The following is an 18850-nucleotide window of genomic DNA, read 5'->3' as shown; positions in this document are numbered from 1 at the left end:
AAATGATCGAGAACGAAACCAGCCGATGAAGCCGCCTGCAAAAGCAATGGTAACCCTGGCCAAGTTCGCCGTGTCGGCCGGGATCCTGATATTGCTGTTGCGCAGCCAGAATCTGTCGTCGCTGAAAGCCGATCTTCTCGCCGTCGATCTGAGCGTGCTGGCGCTTGCGGTGCTGCTTCTGCTCGCCCAGACCGTCGTTCTTTGCCACCGCTGGATCCTGATCCTCCGCGCCATGAACGTGCCGCTGGATTGGCTGCCCGGCTGGCGCATTCTCATGGTCAGCAACTTCTTCAATCAGGTGCTGCCCGCGGGCGGCGACGCGGTGCGGATTTGGATGCTGCGGCGGCAGGGTGTGCAATGGTCGCCGACCATTAGCAGCATTGTGGCCGATCGCTTCCTGGCATTGCTGGCTCTCGGCGTCATCGTGCTGGCGGGAATGCCGTTTCTGCTGCCTCGCGTCCGCGACAACTCGCTGCTTTTCGCGATCTTAGCCGTTCTGGCGGCTGCATGCCTCGGCGCAATCGCCCTGGTGACACTGGACCGCTGGCCGCAGCGCCTGATCGCGGCGGTGCCGGCCAGGATCGCACAGTTTGCGATGCTGATCCGGGCTCCGTTGCTGGCGGCCGATGGGCGAGTCATGCTGGTCGTATCAGCCATTGTCGTCCACCTGATTACCGTCTTGACCTGCTATCTGCTCGCGATCGGGCTGCAGGTTCCCCTCTCCGCACTTGACGCCTTCGCGCTCATCCCGCTCGTCATTCTGTCTTCCGCGGTTCCCATCTCGATCGGGGGCTGGGGCGTTCGCGAAGGCGCGATGGTTGCCGCGCTCGGTCTCGCCGGAATCGGATCCGACAAGGCGCTCGCAATATCGGTCTTGCTGGGACTTGGCGGCCTGATCGTCGGGCTGTTCGGCGGGCTGGTTTGGCTGCTCGCGCCCGAGCGCGCCGGCTTCAGCCCCGAGCAGGCACGGGCCATCGCCGAGCGAACGGATGCAGCGCCGGTTTAGCATGAGCAACCCTGGACAAGAACAAGCGATGACAACTGCCGAAGTGAGTTTGCGCACCACCGTCGAGGCCTGGTGGTGGCGTATCCTCGTTTTCGCGCCTGTCGCACTTTCCATCTGGTTCGTGAACCGGAACGGCACCTACCGTACCCTGCTGTTCGACGGAGGCTGGACGACGCGATTTTACGTGCTCGCCTGGATCGTCCTGACACCGTATCTCGGCTGGCTCATCATGGCGACCGGACGCCTGACGTTCTCGCTTATCAGGCACGAGCCCACTCAGCGCGTCGACGAATTCTTTGTCGGCGCGGCCACGCTCATCCTGACGGGATTCGGGCTCGGCGCTCTTTCCATCCTCTATCCGCAAATCGTTCTCGGATTTGCGGTCGCGGTTCTGCTGTGGGACAGCCGCGACCTCAGGACGCCCCGCAAGCTCCCGGTGACTTTGCCGCTGGTCGCAACATCGTTGCTGGGTCTTTGGCTGCTGGCAACGGTGTTCCTCGATCGCGCCGTCATACCCGACGTCATTTCGACCGACGTTCAGCAGCTTTACGCGCCGTATCTTGCGGAGGTTGCGAGAAATCACAGCATCTGGCTTGCGGCCGACAATCCCATCTTTTCCGACTTCGAGATCGGCCGCGGAAACGGGTTGCATCTGTTCCTGGCGGCATTCCTGCCTCCCCATGTCGCCCAGATCATTTCGTTTCTCTACTTCGTCGGAATCGGCGCGGTCATTTTTGAGCTCGCCCGTCTCATTGTGCCGTTGCAGGCTCTTGGACGCCGCTGGGAAGACGCCGCGATACCGATTGCACTCGGATTGGCAATCCTCGGACTTGCGTGGCCACGGACGATGCCGAGCGTCAAGGCCGGCCTCTACATCATGGAGTTCGGCAAGTACCACCTTCAGACGGCAGCCTTCTTCGTCTATTTCCTGCTGGTCGTCATTCGGTCCTCCCAAAGTCGCGACAGGTTTGCCGCCGGCCTTTGTGGCCTTGCCGTCGCCGCCTCCTATCCGCTCTACGCGGCGTTCGTCTTCCTGATCTCGTCGCTAGGCGTGCTCACCAAGGCGCTTCAGCGAGACCGATCCGGCCTCGTCACCAGTCTGCTGCTGGGGTTAGGGGCGATTGCCGGATGCATCTTGGCTTTCGCCATCAACTATTTCTATCTCGGAATCCCCGCGACCAATCCATACTCGCTCTTTCGAAAGGTCGCATCAGTCGAACGTTTCTCACAATTCGGCAGCCTGGACATTCTTGATTTCTTCGTGGTGGCGCAGTCGATCGAGGTCACTAACTTCCTCAGCAAGTCGGGGTTGGTCGCCTTCGGCAGGCAAAGCCGGTCGGTTCTCCTGGTTGCAGCTCTCCTCGCGGCGGTAACGTGTGCGATCGCTTTCGTCGACTCGAAGCTGTCTCCTGATCGCTCCAGCGCAACGAAATCGCGGGCGTTGCCCGGCATTGCGGGACTTTTCATCGTTATCGCCTATGTCGCGAGCGTGCGGCTGCTGGATATGACGCTGAATATTCCGAGCCTGATCAGACTGTCCATTCACGTCAACGCGCTGTTCCCGCTCGCAACTGTCGCAATCGCTTGCTGGGCGCTCGTCATCGTGCGGCGGCTGGTCCCGGCGCTGTTCGTCGGGCGCTTTGCGCCCAGTGTCGCCATTTTGGCGCTGCTGCTCGCTTGCGCCTGGACATCGATCTCGTTTCCCTGGCAGAGCTTGAAAGAGGACCAGGCCATCGCCTTTGCGCGAGGGCGCCCCCTCGATCAGATGCCCCGCGTCGCCCTGAACTGGCAACGCTGTGACGAACTGCAGCAAGCGACGGGCTCCGACCGTATTCTCCCCCTTAATGGCTACCGCGCGATGGTGCCGTGCTATTTCTCGCCTCTGCTCACACGCGGCAAGATCATCCACACGTACGAGAGCGACGTTGCGCGCGACTTCAGGAAGATCGCACTGGGGACCGCCGACACGGCAGAGGCCGCCCTTCGTTCCCTCGGCGTCAAGCTGTTCTATGTCCAAAAGCAGAATTGTGATTTCTGGCTCAACGGCTTCTCTGACCTCTTTCAGGGCGCCGAGTTGCAGAAGCGGTTCGCCCTTTTCAGCGAGACCCCGAACTACTGGCTGTTGACGTGGAGAGATGGCGGGCAAACATTGAGCCCCCAAGTCGAGGCCGGTATTTCCGAGCTACGAACGAGGTCGAAAGACATCTACCGGCAGGCCTACGGGATTGAGCCGTTCGAGGTGGTGAAGCACCGCCTGCCTCCCAACGGCCAGCGCGCAGACATCAGGGCGCTCGACCAACTCTTCACCTGTCACTGAGCCGTGTTTCGCGTGCGATTGCCGCGGTTCCGCGATGTCCGGCAAGATCGAAGCCTGCGATAGAGGCCGCGGGGTACCAGCTTCAGTTGTGTATAGTCCGTCCGGGGCAACTTAAGAATTGTGGCGCGGCCTGTGGCCCTATATAGGCTTCAACAGTGCCCGCATCGCTTCGCGGCGCCGACGTTCCATGCTTTCCTGCAAAGAGCTAGAGCCGTGACCGACCATTGCCGCCTCTGCCATTCGACCGACCTGCGACCGGTCATCGACCTCGGCCTGATGCCGATCGCGCATCGGCTTCGGCATAGCCGAAACGAGCAGGAGGAACGCTATCCGTTCGAGGTGCTGGCGTGCGGCGAGTGCGGCCTACCGCAGATCGTCAAGCCGATCGATCCAGACATCCTGTATCGCCAGTTCAACTACAATTTCAGCAGCTGGAAGCCGGAGCCGCACCAGGTCGACGAGCTCGACACCATCGCGAAATTCTCGAAGCATCAGTCCGTGTTCGAGATCGGATGCAACGACGGCCTGTTCATGGACAGGCTCCGCGAGCGCGGCACCAAGATCATGGTCGGCGTCGAGCCCAATCCGGTGTCGGGCAAGATCGCCCGCGAGCGCGGCATCAAGGTCTATGCCGACATGCTCAGCCCGGAGATGGCTCACGACGCAGTCGCTCAGTCCGGCAAGTTCGACCTGGTCATATCGCGCCAGGTGCTGGAGCACATCGTCGACTTCGAGAACTTCTTCGCCTGCGTGAAGATCGCGCTGAAGGAGGACGGGCTGCTGTTCATCGACGTGCCCGATTTCGCGCCCGGCTCGGCTGTGGGCGACCTCTCCGTACTCTGGGAAGAGCACGTCAGCTATTTCACCGAGCCGACCCTGCTCGCCCTGTTGGCGCGCCACGGCTTCGAGCCGGTGTCGGTGAAGACCTACAATTTCAGCGGCGGCAGCCTCGCGATCGCCGCCCGTCGTGCAACCCGCGACGTGACGCCGCCGCCTGCGCCCTCCGGCGTCGGCGAGAAATTCGGCCAGCGCGCAAGGGAGTATGGCGCGCGCCTGCGGCCGATCCTCGCCAAGGCCCGTGCGAGCGGCGCCGAGATCGCCATCTATGGCGCGGGCTGCCGCGCCTGCACCTTCACCAACGCGCACGAATTGGCGGATCTCGTCGACGTCTCGGTCGACGACCAGAAGGAGCGTCAGGGACTGTTCCTGCCCGGCACCGGCATACCGATCCGTTCGCCGGACGAGCTCGCCGGCAAGTCGGAGCCGCTCGTCTGCCTTCTCGCCGTGAACCAGGAAAACGAAGCCAAGGTCAGCAGCCGGCTGCGCGAGAACGTGAAGCGGCCGCTGCACATCGTTTCGATTTTCGCGCCCTCCGACATCTGGAGCGAGCTCGACCGGCTCGAGGCGGCCTTGGGTTAGGGACGCAGCATGGCTGACGAGAAGCTCTTCAACTACTACGAACGTCAGGACGTCCTACCGACGTTCGGGAATTTCAAATCGGCCGCCGAACTCGATGCATATGCCAGCCAGCGGCGCGAGCTGTTTTCAGACAAGCTCGTGCTGTCGCCGCGGCTGTTCCGCGATGCGCAGGTGCTCGAATTCGGTCCAGATTCCGGTGAGAATGCGCTGGTGTTTGCCGGCTGGGGCGCGAACATGGCGCTCGCCGAACCGAACCGGCATGCGCATCCGAAAATTGAGGCCTATTTCGCGCATTTTGGCCTGAGCGAGCGCCTGCGCGAACTCGCGTTGGCCGATGTCGAGGGATTTCGCAGCGAGCGCCGCTACGACATCATCGATGCCGAAGGTTTCATTTACACCGTGCAGCCGACCGAAAACTGGCTCGGCGTCTTCCATCGGCTGCTCAATCCGGACGGTTTCGCCGTCGTGTCCTATTACGAGCGCTATGGCGGCTTCTTCGAGCTCGCGCTCAAGGCAATCCATGCAGCCGGCAAGGCTTTGTCGGGCCGTCCCGCACTCGAAACCGCAAAGACGCTTTTCGACGCGAAATGGAACAGCATTCCGCACACCCGCAGCTTCGAATCCTGGCTGATGGACGTGCTCGAGAACCCGTTCGTCCGGCATCGGTACTTCCTCGACGCAGCCGCCTTGTGCACGGCAGCGCATGAGCAGGGATTCGACATCCATTCGGCGTGGCCAGCCTATCGCGACAGCCTGGACGTCTACTGGCACAAGAAGGTTCTCTCCGCCGACGAGAAGCTGCGGCGTGCGGCGCGCCATCTCGACCGCAGCCGCCTCAGCTTCCTCGGCGGACGCAAGCTCTACCTGGTCGGCAAGGCCGATGCCGTGGCGGCGATTTCGGCATCGATCGAGACGCTGGTTCTCGACGTCGACGCGATGATCGACGCCCCCTTCGGCGAGAGCCTGCCGCGCGTGATCGCGAGCCTTGCGTCCTTACGCGAGGCGATCCGAACGACGGACATTCTCGCGGACGATGCTTCCGACATCGAAACCATCGTTGCGACGCTCGACAGTTTCCACCGCATCTTCGGCGCGATCGAGCGACGCGATGCGCCCGCGGTCACGGCCCTGACCCAGACAGATCCGGCGTTCATGAACACCTGGGGACAGCCGGCGCATTTCCTCGTCATCCGGAAGCGCTTCAAGGGATCATAGCCAGTGAGGCCAGGCATTGGCATCATCGGAACCGGGATGGTCGGCCAGATGTGCCACCTCGCCAATTTCGTCGCCAATCCCGCCTGCCGCGTCGTCGCCATCGCCGATCTCCGGCCGGATCTCGCTGCCGCCGCAGCGCAGAAGTTCGGCATCTCGCAGATCTACGGAACGCATCGGGAGCTGCTCGCGGACGCTGCGGTGTCCGCCGTCGTGGTCGTGACGAAGCGGCGAGCCACCGGTCCGATCGTGCTGGACGCGTTGAACAGCGGCCGCCACGTGCTGTCGGAGAAACCGATGGCCTATACGACGACCCAGGCGAATTTACTGGTCGAAGCGGCGCGGCAGCGAAACCTCGTCTACAGCATCGGATACATGAAGCGTCACGATGCCGGTGTGGCGCGCGCGCTCGAGGTGCTGACGCGCTTGCGCAACGACCGATCGCTTGGCCGGGTGGTCCGCGCCAAGGGCTGGTGCTTCGGCGGCGACACCGGCCGGTCGCGCGACAATTTCGTCATGACCGGCGAAACACGGCCGGACGGAATCGAACTCTGGCAGGACAGTCCCGACTGGATGCCGAGCGCGATGCGGGCCGGCTACGACAACTTTCTGAACGTCTTCAGCCATATCATCAATCTGGCGCGCTACCTGCTCGGATCATCGCCAACCGTCGCCGACAGCTCTGTCGAAACTTCGGGAGCCGCGCGCATCACCCTCGACTTCGACGGCATCGCTTGTACGCTGGATCTCGTGAACGGGTCCGAGGGAGCCTGGCGCGAGGGACTGACGATCGATTTCGAGCGCGGGGCGGTGACCTTGAAATTGCCCCCGCCCTTTGCCGAGCAAGAGGCGGAGGTCATCGTCGAGCACGATGGTCAAAGCACGCATCTGACGGGTGAAGAGAGCTGGGCATTTCGGCGCCAGGCCGACGCCTTCGTTTCCGATATCGCCGAGGGACGCACCCCCCTGGCCTCCGGCGAGGACTCGATGACCGACATCGCGCTCGCAGAAGCGGTCTGGAAGCGGCGGGCTAGCGGCCAGGCGTGACGTTCTTGCTCGGGCCGTCGAGCGTCAGGACGCCGGCGATCGGGCCAAGCTTGATCGTGACCTCCGCAAGCTGCGCCAGCAATTCGGCAACATCGCAGCGCGCCAGCAACCGACACACATAGTACTTCCGCGCCAAAATGTGGTTCGGCGCGGCCCCCGGCCCCGGCTGCAGCGTGATCGTTGCCTGCGGCCCCGTCGGATCGAAATGACGGAACGCACTTCCCGGAGCCTTCCGCGCCTCGTCCATCTCTCGGAGGACCGCGGGCCGCTCGGCACGCAGCGCAAATCCGAAGACCGGCTGATTGCCCCAGGCAAGGCGGAGCATGCCGGTGACTTCGGCGAGACCGAAAGGCACATGCCGCGACGGGAAGTCGGCGAAGCCGTCATCCAGCGCATAAACCGTCGCCGCCGGCTGGATCCGACTGGCAAGGTCGCGCGCCAGGGCCTGCTGCTTCAGGGTTCTCGCCTGCATGAAGAGGTAGTCGCTCCATAGCATGCCGATCGACACGATCAGGCCTACCCCGAATATCGCAGCAAAGGCGGGGCCGGGGCCGGACCAACGTTCGGCCTGTCGCTTGAACGCCAGCAGTGTCAGCGCGAGCGGCAGGCCGAACATCAGCAGGTGGCGGCTCTCATAGAAGTGCGCGGAAGACGGCCGCAGGCCGGCGATCAGATAGGGCGACGACAATGCGAGGAACAAGACCACCGCGAGTGCGAGCGGCACCGTGATCGCGCTTCTGGACGCGGCCGTCTTCGCGTCGGGACGCAACAGCAGCAACAGGATTCCGACGAGGACCGCAACCGCGATGAACAACGCCGGGACCTGAATCGCGGCACGGATCGCGTGGGCCAGGACATCCCTGTAGCCGGTGGCGAAGAACGCAGACCACCCCCGTACCAACTCGCCGAGCGTCGGGAAATGGGCGTCATAGTGCTGTGAGTAGACGCCGATCCGCTTGAACCAGATATTGAGCGTGCCCCAATAGACCAGCGGAAGCACCACCAATTCCGGATAGCGCAGGACACAGCGCCAGGCCGCGAGCCACGTCCGGCGAACGAAGCCATGCGCCGCGTCTCCGCTCCGCCATATGGCAACGAACAGGCCGAACATCACGGTGGCATACAGCACGATCGTCGAATTGAGCGCGAAGCTCAGCAGGAACACCAGTGACGCGAGCACGCGAAGCAGCACACGACGCAGGCCGACGGCGCCGAAGGCGAGCGTCAACAGCCATGCACCGACGAACAACAGTCCGAAGCTGAAGACGTAAACCGCGTTGGCCTTGCCTGCCCAAAGCTGGTAGCCGGGATAGGTCCAGACGATCAGGGCGAAGCCGACGGCCTCGGCGCGGTCGAGCAGATCGAGCCGTGTCGCCGTCAGCATCAGACACACTGCGCCGAAGACGATTCCGGCCAGCGCCAGCGATACCATCACGACGACCGGGGCGCCGGTCCAGTTCGCGAACGTGTCGTAGCTGTAGAAGATCGGATGGCCGGCGCCATTCAGCAGGAAATCGATGTCGATGAAATAGTCCGGACGCGGCTTGAGCACCAGCCAGTCGTCCATGAACAGGCCGTCATTGAGGAGCATCGGCGCATGCGCAACCAGCAGCACGACGATCAGGATCGCTATCGCGCGCAGCGACGGGGACAAGCGCGGAGGGGAAAGGGAGGACATCGCCGGCGAGGATTCGCATGCCCGCGTCGCGACCGCAAGGCCGGCGCCGGAGCTCCCTTGACCGCAAAAATGCGACCTCCTATAGACTGCCGCTCTGGCTGGGCCAGAGGGGCGTCCGGGACGATTTTCTACAATGAACATGCTACCAGGCCCGGCGCAAGCCGCTGCGATTGGTCTCAGCATTGCCCTTCCATTGCTGTTGCTGTGTTACGCGCGCATCACCGCCACCGGCGGATCCGGCCGCCGCTTCCGGCTGGGCTGCATCAGCGTCGTCGTGCTCTACGCGATCGCCTGTATCGCGCTTCCAGGGCAACGTCAGCTCGATGACGTGCTCAGCGGTCTCCTGCTGTTGGGGACAGCGATGATGTTTTGCTACGTCCTGTTCAGCCTGCTGGCCTGGGGCTTTACGCTGACGCTGCTCACGGCCCTCGTCCAGGCCGAACGTCCCCTCACCCCGGAGCAATGGGCCGAGGCGTATATGCAGGGCGGAGATCTCGGCACGTTCACGCACAACCGCCTGAAGCTCCTGGTCGGCGCGGGGATGGTGATCACGGCAGACGGCAGGCTGGCCCCGACGGCCAAGGGGGTAGCGGTCGCGCATCTCGCCAAGCTCGTTCGTTTGTCGACGGGCCTTGGGTGAGTCGCACGATGTCGTTCGCCATCGGGCTCATCGCCGTTGCCGTTTTCGCCCTGCTCGCGCCCACCTTGCAGATCACGGCCCGCGCCCGCGCTTGGCCGCTCGGACCCGTCACCCTGCTCGCAATCGCCGCGCTCGTCTCGCATGGTCTCGGCGTGGCGCTCGGAATCGTCGCGCTGCCGCAGTTTCGGTATTGGGACGCCGCATCGATTTTCGCTTTCTGCGTCATGGCCTACGTTTTCGCCTTCGGCGCAGTGTACAAATCGGTGTCCCTGGAGATCCTGCTCGGCCTCATCGACCGCCCCGGTCGGGCGGCGCCGCTTTCCGAGATCACCGAAAGGCAGGTTCCAGGTTTGTTCCAGGGACGAATTGGGATCCTGGTCGATCGCGGCCTGGTCGAACGGGCCAATTCAGGCTTCGTGGCGACCGCGGCGGGCCGGAATCTGGCAGGCCGCGTCGGGCGACTGCGCTACGCCTTCGGTATCGGCCATACCAGCCTCTATGATTTTTCCGACTAGTTGCGCGGAACACACACATGGTCGGTTTCGTGCCGGTTGTGTGGACCATATCGGCGAGCCGCATTGTTCGCCCCGCGCAGATGACCTAGAGTCGCCTTGGGGTCCACCAGTAAAGAGTGGCCGGCGACGGGCGGCATGAGATGACACCTTCCAAGGCGGCAAAAAGGCTTACGATCGTCATCCCTGCACTGAACGAGCAGGACAAGATCGCCGACACCATCGGCGGTGTGCTGCCGCTCGCCCGCGAGCTGCTCGACGATTTCGAGATCTTCCTGATCGACGACGGCAGCACCGACGCAACCGGCGCGATCATGGACGAGTTCGCAGCCGGCGAGCCGCGCATCATCGTGCATCACAATGCCGAACCGCGGGGTGTCGGTGCCGGCTTCGAATATGCGCTGTCGCGCGCGAAGTTCGATGCCATCACGCTCATCCCCGGCGATCACGCCTTCCAGAACGAAGGTATTGCCCGGATGTTCAAGGCGGCCGGTGCCGCCGACCTCGTCATTACTTATCGCGACAACCAGTCGGACCGCTCGGTCAACCGCTCGTTGCAGTCGCATTCGCTGCGGTTCATCCTGAACTGCCTGTTCGGCTTCTGGCTGTCCGACTATCACAGCATGATCGTCTATCCCGTGAAATGGCTGCGCCAGATCGCGGTCAAGGCCGACGGCTACGGCTACCAGATCTGTGCGCTGATCTCTCTGCTCCAGCTCGGCCTCACCTACGTCCAGGTTCCGGTGAGCCTGAACGCGGAGCTGAAGGGCTCGTCGCGCGCGCTGCGGCTGCGCACCTATCTCGAGCTCGGCGGGACCATCCTTTCCCTGCTGCGCCGCGTTCCCATCCGGAACGTCAACCTCAGGCAGATTCCCGCCGACGCGGAACGGACCCCGGCGCGCTAGGCCCGGAACGGGACGTCCAGCACGGCGACTGCAGGATTTCCTGCGCGCGGGACGCCTCCCGCCGAAATCTAGTCTAAGTCTTTGAAATTGCTGGCAGGAGTGGCAGGGCTCGAACCTGCGACCCCCGGTTTTGGAGACCGGTGCTCTACCAATTGAGCTACACTCCTACGAACCCGCGTCGCCGCGGATCAGGGGCGCTTTCAAGCACAGAGAGCGGCCGGTTTGCAAGGGTGAACCGCGCCGGCTTCGCTTGTTTGTGCCGGGGTTTCTGGGCCACAGTCCCTTCGCCATAACGAAGAACAATCGGGAGTGCCCATGACCGCTACAGCGACCGCCACTGCCGCCCCGCAGGCCGCAAACGCGCCCCACACCCCAGCTTTGCCGGAAGCGCGCCCAGAGACGCTCGGGCTGTCGCGGCCGCGGCTCCAGGCCATGTCGGACGCCTTCAAGCGCGAAATCGACAAGGGAACCGTTCCCGGGGTCACCGTGCTGGTGGCGCGGCGCGGCCAAATCGGCTGGTTCGAGGCGCTCGGCAAGCAGAGCCCGGCAGGCGCGGCGCCGATGGGACGCGATTCGATCTTCCGCATCTTCTCGATGACCAAGCCGATCGTCTCGGTCGGCATCATGGCGCTGGTCGAGGACGGTCAGCTCCTGCTCAGCGATGCCGTCGCAAAGTTCATCCCGGAGTTCGCGAGCCAGCAGGTCGGCGTCGTCAAGGACGGCCGGTTGGAGCTGGTGCCGCCGGCGCGGCCCATGACCGTGCAGGACCTGCTCCGCCACACCTCCGGCCTCACCTACGAGCACCAGGGCGACGGCCCCGTGCACAAACTCTACCAGGAGTCCCGCGTCCGCAGCCGCAAGATCACCAACGCCGAACATGCCGCGCTGGTGGCGAGCTTCCCGCTGGTCTGCCAGCCCGGCGCGGAGTTCAACTACAGCCGCTCCACAGATATTTTGGGCCGCATCATCGAAGTCGTCAGCGGCAAATCGCTCGGCGCGTTCCTCACCGAGCGCGTGCTTGCGCCGCTGCAGATGGCCGAAACCGGCTTCTCGACAAGCCAGGCCAATGCCGGCCGCCTTGCCGAGCCGTTCGCGGCCGACCCGTGGACCGGCGACAAGGTCGCCCTGTTCAACATGCTCGAGCAGCCCGTGATGGAATCCGGCGGCGGCGGCCTGGTCTCGACCACGATGGATTACGCCCGCTTCTGCCTGATGCTGCGCAATGGCGGCACGCTCGACGGCAACAGGATCATCGGCCGCAAGACCCTGGAGCTGATGGCCTCCGATCACCTCGGGCCAGGCGTGCCGACCAACGGCACGCTGCTATCGCCGGGCCATGGCTTCGGCCTCGGCTTTGCCGTGCGCCGCGAGGCCGGCATCGCGCCCTTCCCAGGCAGCGTCGGCCAGTATTTCTGGAGCGGCATTGCCGGCACGTTCTTCTGGATCGATCCGAAGGAGGATCTGTTCGCAGTGTTCATGAGCCAGGGGCCGGGACAGCGCGACTACACGCGGACCATGGTGCGGGATCTGGTTTACGCGGCGGTGGAGTGACCCGAAGGGTCATTCCGGGGCGGTCCGCAGGACCGTATGGTGCGCAGTTGCGCACCTGAGAATCTCGAGATCCCGGGTTCGCGCTAAGCGCGCCCCGGGATGACGCTCTATCGCGTCAACTGATCGTCGCGCCGCCGTCGATGACCATGGTCTGGCCGGTCATGAAGTCGCCGGCCTTCGAGCCCAGGAACACGGCCGCGCCGGCGATCTCGTCGGGGATGCCGATGCGCAAGAGCGGCGAGCGCGAGGTCGAGGCTTTCAGGTTCTCCGGATTGTCCCACAGCGCCTTGGCAAAATCGGTCTTGATCAGGCCCGGCGCGATGCAGTTCACGCGAATGTTGTGCTGGCCGTATTCGCAGGCGAGGTTGCGCGCGAGCTGCATGTCGGCGGCTTTCGAGATGGCGTAAGCGCCGAGGATTGTCGAGCCCTTGAGGCCGCCGATCGAGGAGACGATGATGATCGAGCCGTCCTTGCGCTCGATCATCTGCGGCACCACCATCGAGATCAGCCAATTGTTGGCGACGATGTTGTTGTCGAGGATCTTCCTGAACTGATCGTCGGAGATGCCGGCGAGCGGGCCGTAATATGGATTCGATGCGGCGTTGCAGACCAGCACGTCGATCTTGCCGAAGGCGCGGTTGCTCTCGTCGACGAGGTTTTGCAGATTCTCTTTCGAGGAGATGTTGGCGGCGACCGCGACCGCGGTGCCCTTGCCAAATCTGTCGTTGATGCCTTTCGCCACCTGCTCGCACACGTCGGCCTTGCGCGAGGAGATCACCACCTTGGCGCCGTGCTCGGCCATGCGCTCGGCGATCGCAAGCCCGATGCCCCGCGTCGAGCCCGTGATGACGGCGACTTTCCCCTTCATGTCGAACAAGGTCATGTTTCTCTCCCAGATTGATTTTTATCTTCAACGTCATTCCAGGACGGTCCGCAGGACCGGACCCGGAATCTCGAGATTCCGGGTTCGATGCTTCGCATCGCCCCGGAATGACAGTTCACTTCAGGCCAGCTTCTTGACTTCCGGTCCCGCCGGCTGATGCATCGCCGCGTGCGCGGGATCGGCGATCCACGGCTGCTGATTGACCATCGGCAGCCGCCAGACCGTGCGATCGGGACTCGCAAAATAATCCAGCCGCGTCACCGAGCAATTGTCGATGTCGAACGACAGCCCGCGTTCCGGCTGCCCGCCGAGCGCGAACCCCACTGCCGCCCTGATAGTGCCGCCATGCGCGACTGCGATGATGTCCTTCCCGGCCGCCTCGGCATTGATCCGCTCGATGGTGCGGCGCGTGCGGTTGTACAGGTCCATGAAGCTTTCACCGCCGGGCGCGGGCTCGTTGATGTCGGCGAACCAGCTCGCGCCGACGGGGCGGCTCGCAATGAACTGGGCGCGGTTCATGCCCTGCCAGCGGCCGAGGTTCTGCTCGGCGAGATCCGCCTCCCATTTCAGCGCTGCCGGCCTTGGAAAACCCGCGGCCCAGATCGCCTCGGCGGTCTGATGGGTGCGCATCAGATTGCTCGAATACCAGACCGCCTGGCGTGGCAGCACCTTGGCAACAGCATTGAACACATAAGTATCGCTGGTGTCACAGGCGATGTCGCTCTGCCCGTAGATGTTGCCGCCGTCGTTGCGCACCGGCGCGTGACGGACCCACCACCACCGCGTGATGACCACGTTCGGCTTGTCTGCACCTGCCATCGAAACCCTTCCATCCCGTCTATTGTCGCTGTACGTGAGTAGTGAATGTGTCTCAAGACACTTTGCCGTTTGAAATCTTGTTTGAAATTCCGTCGCGCGGCAAGCGTCGTGCACGAGCAAAGGGAGAAACGCATGGGTCGCCTGCAAGGCAAATCCGTCATCATCACCGGCGCCGGCAGCGGCATCGGCCGGGCGGCTGCGCTGCTGTTCACCAAGGAGGGCGGCAAGCTGATCGCGGTCGATCGCACCGAGGCGGTGAAGGAGACGGTCGAGGAGATCAAGAAGGCCGGCGGCGTCGCGGAAGCGATGGTTGCGGATGCCGGCTCCGAACAAGACGTCATCGCTGTGATCGACAAGGCGGTGAAGACGCACGGCCGGCTCGACGTGATCTGGGCCAATGCCGGCGTCTCCGGCGGACTCGTTCCGCTCGCCGAGCAGACCGTCGAGCATTGGCAGGAAATCCTGCGCGTGAACCTGATCGGGCCGTTCCTCGCGGTAAAGTACGCCATGCCGCATATGGTCAAGCAGCAGTCCGGCGCGATCGTGCTGACCGCCTCTGTCGCGGGCCTCAAGGCCGGCGCGAGCGGGCACCCCTATGCCGCGAGCAAGGCCGGCGTGATCAGCCTGGTGCAGACCACGGCCTATTCGCTCACCGGCACCGGCGTGCGCATCAATGCGGTCTGCCCCGGCCTGATCGAAACAGGCATGACCAAGCCGATCTTCGATCGCGCCAAGGAGCGCGGCACCCAAGACAAGATCGGCCAGCTCAACCCGCTCAAGCGGCCGGGACAGCCGCACGAGCTCGCGGCGATGGGACTGTTCCTGGCGAGCGACGAGGCCTCGTATGTCAACGGGCAGGCGTTCCCGGTCGACGGCGGTTTGACGGCATCGATGCCGTATACGGGCAAGCCGGTGTAGCATGGTCTTGCGTCCCGGACGCGGTGCGGCGCGTGAGCTTGCGTTGCAGAGCCGGGACCCAGGAATCCGCACAGCTCGCTGTGACATGGGCCCCGGCTCTCCAGCGCATCGTCGAAGAGACGCTGCGCTGCGTCCGGGGCACGAGAGCGGAGTTTGGCGCGATACTGCTCCCGCATCGTCATTGCGAGCGCAGCGAAGCAATCCAGAATCCCTCCGCGGAAAGACTCTGGATTGCTTCGCTGCGCTCGCAACGACGGAGTGTGCGGTGGGAAGCGCGTTCCTCAATTCGCATTTCGGTCGCGGACACGCCTTCGCATCCTCGCGGCGGACTCGCCCAAGCTTTGCTTCTTGCTCACCCTCATCATTGAAAGAGGGCGTAGGGAAACCGGGTGCCCGGATGGAGCGGAGCGTAATCCGGGGCTCTCACCAACGGATACAGCCGTCCCGGGTTGCGCTGCGCTCCATCCGGGCTGCGGGACTGTGTTGATTTGCCCGACCGACCGCCACGTTGGTATGGTTCCTGCAGGCAACTCAGCCTCCATTCCCTGACAAGACCGAGACAATGCCAAGCTCAAGACCCGACCGCATCCGAAAACTCCTCGCCGACCTCGTCTCGTTCGACACCGTCAGCGACTGCACTAACCTGCCCCTGATTGCCCATATCGAGAGCTATCTCGCCGCGTTCGGCCTCAAGGGTGAGCGCATCGTCGACGAGACCGGCGAGAAGGCTTCGCTCTGGGTCACGATCGGACCGGAGGACCGGCCGGGCTTTGTGCTGTCGGGCCATACCGACGTGGTGCCTGTCGTGGGCCAGGACTGGAGCCATGATCCGTTCAAGCTGGTGGAGCGCGACGGCAAGCTGTACGGCCGCGGCACCACCGACATGAAGGGCTATGTGGCGGTGTGCCTTGCCATGGTGCCGGAGATGGTGGAGGCGAGACTCAAGACGCCGATTCATCTGGCGATCTCCTATGACGAGGAGATCGGCTGCGTCGGCGTGCGGCCGATGCTGCACGAGGTCGCGAAGAAGAGGGTCCGGCCGCTCGGCGCCTTCATCGGCGAGCCGACCCAGATGCAGGTCATCATCGGCCACAAGGGCAAGCACGGCGTGCGCGCCACATTCCACGGGCTTGCACGTCATTCCTCGATCGCGCCCGACGGCGTCAATGCGATCGAATATGCCGCCGAGCTGATCGTCGAGATCCGCCGCCGCGCCGTGGCGCTCGCGGCCGTGCGGTCGACGGACAGCCTCTACGACGTCCCGCATTCGACGCTGCTCACGAGCATCGTGCACGGCGGCGCTGCGCTGAACATCGTGCCTGATACCTGCACCGTGGATTTCGAATGCCGCGGCATCGGCATCACCGAGTCCAAGGAGGTGACCGATGCGATCGTCGCCTGGGCCAAGGCCGAGATCGAGCCGGCGATGAAGGCGAGACATCCCGATTGCGGCATCGATTTCGAGGAGATCCTCGACTATCCCGCACTCGACACCGCCGCCGACGCCGCCATCGTCACGCTGGCCAAGAGCCTCTCAGGGCGCAACGACCACGCCAAGGTCGCCTTCGGCACCGAGGCGAGCTTGTTCGCCGACATCGCCGACATTCCCTCCGTGGTGATCGGCCCGGGCTCGATCGCACAAGCGCATACGCCTGATGAGTTCGTGGAGATGGCGGAGCTGGAGAAATGCGCGGGGTTCGTGGAAAAGCTGATCGCGCATTGTGCGAAGGGGTAGCTCGTCGTCATTGCGAGGAGCGAAGCGACGAAGCAATCCAGACTGCCACCGCGGGAGGACTCTGGATTGCTTCGCTTCGCTCGCAATGACGGAGCGTGTGCGTACCACCTGTCGGATATCGTCGCACTCATTGCCGCTACGGGCTCACCGCGCCTCAGCGCTCCTGCAGGGCCAGCCGCACACCGACGGCGCAGTAGATCGCGCCGACCACCTTGCCCTGCCACTGCACCACCGCCGGATGGCGGCGCAGTAGGTTGCCGAGACGACCGGCGCCGACGGCAAACACGACAGTGCTGAGCAGACCAAGCAGCACGAAGACGACACCGAGAATGGCAAGCTGAAGTGCAGGCGCGCCGTGCTCCGGCTTCACGAATTGCGGCAGGAACGCCAGGAAGAACAGTGCGGTCTTGGGATTGAGCACCTCGGTCAGCACGGCCTCGCGGAATGCGCGACCTGCGCCGATCGTGGGGGCGCTGCCGTTCAACTCGATCGGTGTCTTGTCCAGCATCGCCCGAATGCCAAGATAGATCAGGAACCCGGCGCCGGCATATTTGACGATGCTGAACAGCAGCGCCGAGGTCGCGATGATCGCCGACAGTCCGACGATGGCCATGCAGGTGTGGATGATGTCGCCCGCAGCAATTCCCGCTCCGGTCGCGATGCCTACCTTTGTGCCGGAGCTCGCCGCCCGCGCTATTGTCAGCAGCGTCGCTGGCCCGGGGATAAAGACGAAGCCGAGGACAATGAGGATGTAGGTGATGAAGGTGGCCTGGTCGATCATGCGTCGGTCTCTACCTGAACAGATGCTGGGCTCACCACTCGTCGCCCGTCATTGCGAGGAGCGCAGCTGCCGTACGGTGGCAAAGCGACTTGTCCACCGTAGCTCGGAGAGCGAAGGCGGAAGCGAGCCCACCACTTTCACCGCGGTCACCGAAGAAATGGTGGGCACGGCGCTGCGCGCTTTTGCCCACCCAACAAGAGCTCCGGTGAAGCAAAAGGCGCAGCCATCGGCCGCGCCTTTGTCATTCCTACACCGCCCCCGCCTTCTGCGCGTATTCCCACGAGGCCTTCGACAGCGGCACGGTGCGCTTGGCGGATTCGAGCGCCTTGGCGTTGGCGGCGGTGCCGTCGCGGACGCGGCCGGCGATGCCCTGGGTGATGCCGGCGAGACGAAACAAATTGTAGGCGAAGTACCAGTTGAGATCGGGCACCGTCATCTCTGTGACGTTGCAATAGATCTGCGCGGCCTCTTCGAGGCTCGGGATGTTGAGCGCCTTGAGGTCGGCTCCCTCCAGGCCCGGCATGATCCACTGCATCAAGAGATAGGTGAAGTCGGCCATGGGATCGCCGAGTGTCGACAGCTCCCAGTCCAGCACCGCCTGCACGCGCGGTTCCGTCGCGTGGAAAATCATGTTGTCGAGGCGATAGTCGCCATGGACGATGGAGACGCGCGCCTGCTCCGGCACCGTCTTCGGCAGCCATTCGGCGACCTTCTCGAACTCCGGAATGTGCTGGGTCTCGGACGCCCGATATTGCTTGGTCCAGCGGTCAATCTGGCGGGCAAAATAGTTGCCGGGCTTGCCGAAGTCGCCGAGCCCGATGGCAACAGGGTCGAACATGTGGAGCTTGGCCAGCGTCTCGATCTTGCTGGTGAAGATCTTGCGTCGCGCGTCAGGATCCTGGCTCGGCAGCGTCGGATCCCAGAACACGCGGCCCTCCTCCATCGACATGATGTAAAAGGCCGCGCCGATGACGCCGTCGTCCTGGCACAGCGCATAAGCGCGCGCGACCGGGAAACCTTGTTTCCCGAGGGCCGCGATGACGCGATATTCGCGGTCGACCGCATGCGCCGAGGGCAGCAGCTTGCCGAACGGCTTGCGGCGCATCACGTAGGAACGGTTCGGCGTGTTCAGCCGATAGGTCGGGTTGGACTGGCCGCCCTTGAACTGCAGGACGACCAGCGGGCCCTCATAGCCTTCGACGTGCTCGCGCATCCAGGCTTCCAGGCGCATCTCGTCGAAACGATGCCGCTCCTCGACCGGCTTGGTGCCCGAGAATTCTTCGTCCTTTCTGACGCCGTCAGCCACGATGACGCTCCCTCTTCAGTCCTGACCATTTCGGGTCGAGCATGATCCTAATCGGTAACCGCTGACGCACTTGCGTCAAGCGGTCACCGGATCACGTCGTGTCGTTTCTTCAGGTCGGGAG

16 protein-coding genes and 1 tRNA gene are annotated in these 18850 nt (G+C 63.7%); 11 read left to right on the top strand and 6 right to left on the bottom strand.

Features of this window, described 5'->3' with window-relative positions; translation table 11 throughout:
- Positions 1-25: 25 nt before the first annotated feature.
- The 5 genes from P0R31_RS11140 to P0R31_RS11120 all read left to right on the top strand — a co-directional run bounded on the left by P0R31_RS11140 (position 26) and on the right by P0R31_RS11120 (position 7001).
- The gene (locus tag P0R31_RS11140; RefSeq protein WP_275514119.1) at positions 26-1006 is read left to right on the top strand and encodes a lysylphosphatidylglycerol synthase transmembrane domain-containing protein; all 981 of its coding nucleotides are present in this window, start codon (positions 26-28) and stop codon (positions 1004-1006) included.
- On the top strand, positions 990-3323 hold the full coding sequence (locus P0R31_RS11135; protein WP_275514118.1) for a hypothetical protein: 2334 nt from the start codon (positions 990-992) through the stop codon (positions 3321-3323). Before P0R31_RS11140 ends, P0R31_RS11135 begins: the two co-directional genes overlap by 17 nt.
- 213 nt (positions 3324-3536) lie before the next feature.
- Positions 3537-4742, top strand: a complete 1206-nt coding sequence (locus P0R31_RS11130) for a class I SAM-dependent methyltransferase (RefSeq protein ID WP_275514117.1) — start codon at positions 3537-3539, stop codon at positions 4740-4742.
- Positions 4743-4751: 9 nt separating this feature from the next.
- Positions 4752-5957, top strand: a complete 1206-nt coding sequence (locus P0R31_RS11125; RefSeq protein ID WP_275514116.1) for a class I SAM-dependent methyltransferase — start codon at positions 4752-4754, stop codon at positions 5955-5957.
- Positions 5958-5960: 3 nt separating this feature from the next.
- A complete protein-coding gene (locus P0R31_RS11120) occupies positions 5961-7001 on the top strand; it encodes a Gfo/Idh/MocA family protein (protein WP_275514115.1) in 1041 nt (346 codons plus the stop codon).
- On the opposite strand, the gene P0R31_RS11115 is transcribed toward P0R31_RS11120, so the two are convergent.
- Entirely contained in the window at positions 6985-8679 is a 1695-nt protein-coding gene (locus P0R31_RS11115) for a hypothetical protein (RefSeq protein ID WP_275514114.1), read from the bottom strand. The two genes, P0R31_RS11120 and P0R31_RS11115, sit on opposite strands and share 17 nt — an antisense overlap.
- A gap of 133 nt (positions 8680-8812) precedes the next feature.
- Between P0R31_RS11115 and P0R31_RS11110 the strand changes: the two genes are divergently transcribed.
- From P0R31_RS11110 to P0R31_RS11100, 3 genes are all read left to right on the top strand, one after another.
- The gene (locus tag P0R31_RS11110; RefSeq protein WP_275514113.1) at positions 8813-9319 is read left to right on the top strand and encodes a hypothetical protein; all 507 of its coding nucleotides are present in this window, start codon (positions 8813-8815) and stop codon (positions 9317-9319) included.
- An 8-nt stretch (positions 9320-9327) separates the two neighbouring features.
- A complete protein-coding gene (locus P0R31_RS11105) occupies positions 9328-9834 on the top strand; it encodes a hypothetical protein (RefSeq protein ID WP_275514112.1) in 507 nt (168 codons plus the stop codon).
- Positions 9835-9974: 140 nt separating this feature from the next.
- Entirely contained in the window at positions 9975-10736 is a 762-nt protein-coding gene (locus P0R31_RS11100; protein WP_275514111.1) for a glycosyltransferase family 2 protein, read from the top strand.
- Between the two features lie 91 nt (positions 10737-10827).
- Here P0R31_RS11100 and P0R31_RS11095 read toward each other — a convergent pair.
- A tRNA-Trp gene (locus P0R31_RS11095) sits at positions 10828-10903 on the bottom strand.
- A 148-nt stretch (positions 10904-11051) separates the two neighbouring features.
- On the opposite strand from P0R31_RS11095, the gene P0R31_RS11090 reads away from it, so the two are divergent.
- Positions 11052-12287 (top strand): serine hydrolase domain-containing protein, encoded by a 1236-nt coding sequence (locus tag P0R31_RS11090; RefSeq protein WP_275514110.1) that lies wholly within the window; start codon positions 11052-11054, stop codon positions 12285-12287.
- A 115-nt stretch (positions 12288-12402) separates the two neighbouring features.
- On the opposite strand, the gene P0R31_RS11085 is transcribed toward P0R31_RS11090, so the two are convergent.
- Complete coding sequence (locus tag P0R31_RS11085) at positions 12403-13170, bottom strand: SDR family NAD(P)-dependent oxidoreductase (protein WP_036010906.1); 768 nt, start codon at positions 13168-13170, stop codon at positions 12403-12405.
- Between the two features lie 120 nt (positions 13171-13290).
- Positions 13291-13989 carry a histidine phosphatase family protein gene (locus P0R31_RS11080; protein WP_057029612.1) on the bottom strand — a complete coding sequence of 233 codons (699 nt, stop codon included), beginning with the start codon at positions 13987-13989 and terminating at the stop codon, positions 13291-13293.
- 132 nt (positions 13990-14121) lie between these two features.
- Between P0R31_RS11080 and P0R31_RS11075 the strand changes: the two genes are divergently transcribed.
- The gene (locus tag P0R31_RS11075) at positions 14122-14907 is read left to right on the top strand and encodes an SDR family NAD(P)-dependent oxidoreductase (protein ID WP_109143341.1); all 786 of its coding nucleotides are present in this window, start codon (positions 14122-14124) and stop codon (positions 14905-14907) included.
- A gap of 562 nt (positions 14908-15469) precedes the next feature.
- Positions 15470-16642: an acetylornithine deacetylase gene (gene argE, locus P0R31_RS11070; RefSeq protein WP_275514109.1), complete on the top strand. Its 1173-nt coding sequence runs from the start codon at positions 15470-15472 to the stop codon at positions 16640-16642.
- Between the two features lie 154 nt (positions 16643-16796).
- On the opposite strand, the gene P0R31_RS11065 is transcribed toward argE, so the two are convergent.
- A complete protein-coding gene (locus tag P0R31_RS11065) occupies positions 16797-17423 on the bottom strand; it encodes a LysE family translocator (protein ID WP_275514108.1) in 627 nt (208 codons plus the stop codon).
- 247 nt (positions 17424-17670) lie between these two features.
- Complete coding sequence (locus P0R31_RS11060; protein WP_275514107.1) at positions 17671-18729, bottom strand: phosphotransferase family protein; 1059 nt, start codon at positions 18727-18729, stop codon at positions 17671-17673.
- Positions 18730-18850: the final 121 nt, after the last annotated feature.

The organism is Bradyrhizobium yuanmingense, from assembly GCF_029167105.1.
GTDB lineage: Bacteria > Pseudomonadota > Alphaproteobacteria > Rhizobiales > Xanthobacteraceae > Bradyrhizobium > Bradyrhizobium yuanmingense_A.
The sequence above is the reverse complement of the archived record's forward strand: the minus strand, read 5'-3'. Positions and strand labels throughout refer to the sequence as shown.

Bases quoted from the DNA above. Each gene is read 5' to 3' on its own strand.
- P0R31_RS11100 (WP_275514111.1), top strand. From the start codon at position 9,975: ATGACACCTTCCAAGGCGGCAAAAAGGCTTACGATCGTCATCCCTGCA.
- P0R31_RS11115 (WP_275514114.1), bottom strand. From the start codon at position 8,679: ATGTCCTCCCTTTCCCCTCCGCGCTTGTCCCCGTCGCTGCGCGCGATA.
- P0R31_RS11075 (WP_109143341.1), top strand. From the start codon at position 14,122: ATGGGTCGCCTGCAAGGCAAATCCGTCATCATCACCGGCGCCGGCAGC.
- P0R31_RS11110 (WP_275514113.1), top strand. From the start codon at position 8,813: ATGAACATGCTACCAGGCCCGGCGCAAGCCGCTGCGATTGGTCTCAGC.
- P0R31_RS11090 (WP_275514110.1), top strand. From the start codon at position 11,052: ATGACCGCTACAGCGACCGCCACTGCCGCCCCGCAGGCCGCAAACGCG.
- P0R31_RS11080 (WP_057029612.1), bottom strand. From the start codon at position 13,989: ATGGCAGGTGCAGACAAGCCGAACGTGGTCATCACGCGGTGGTGGTGG.
- P0R31_RS11140 (WP_275514119.1), top strand. From the start codon at position 26: ATGAAGCCGCCTGCAAAAGCAATGGTAACCCTGGCCAAGTTCGCCGTG.
- P0R31_RS11135 (WP_275514118.1), top strand. From the start codon at position 990: ATGCAGCGCCGGTTTAGCATGAGCAACCCTGGACAAGAACAAGCGATG.
- P0R31_RS11105 (WP_275514112.1), top strand. From the start codon at position 9,328: ATGTCGTTCGCCATCGGGCTCATCGCCGTTGCCGTTTTCGCCCTGCTC.
- P0R31_RS11065 (WP_275514108.1), bottom strand. From the start codon at position 17,423: ATGATCGACCAGGCCACCTTCATCACCTACATCCTCATTGTCCTCGGC.
- argE (WP_275514109.1), top strand. From the start codon at position 15,470: ATGCCAAGCTCAAGACCCGACCGCATCCGAAAACTCCTCGCCGACCTC.
- P0R31_RS11085 (WP_036010906.1), bottom strand. From the start codon at position 13,170: ATGACCTTGTTCGACATGAAGGGGAAAGTCGCCGTCATCACGGGCTCG.
- P0R31_RS11125 (WP_275514116.1), top strand. From the start codon at position 4,752: ATGGCTGACGAGAAGCTCTTCAACTACTACGAACGTCAGGACGTCCTA.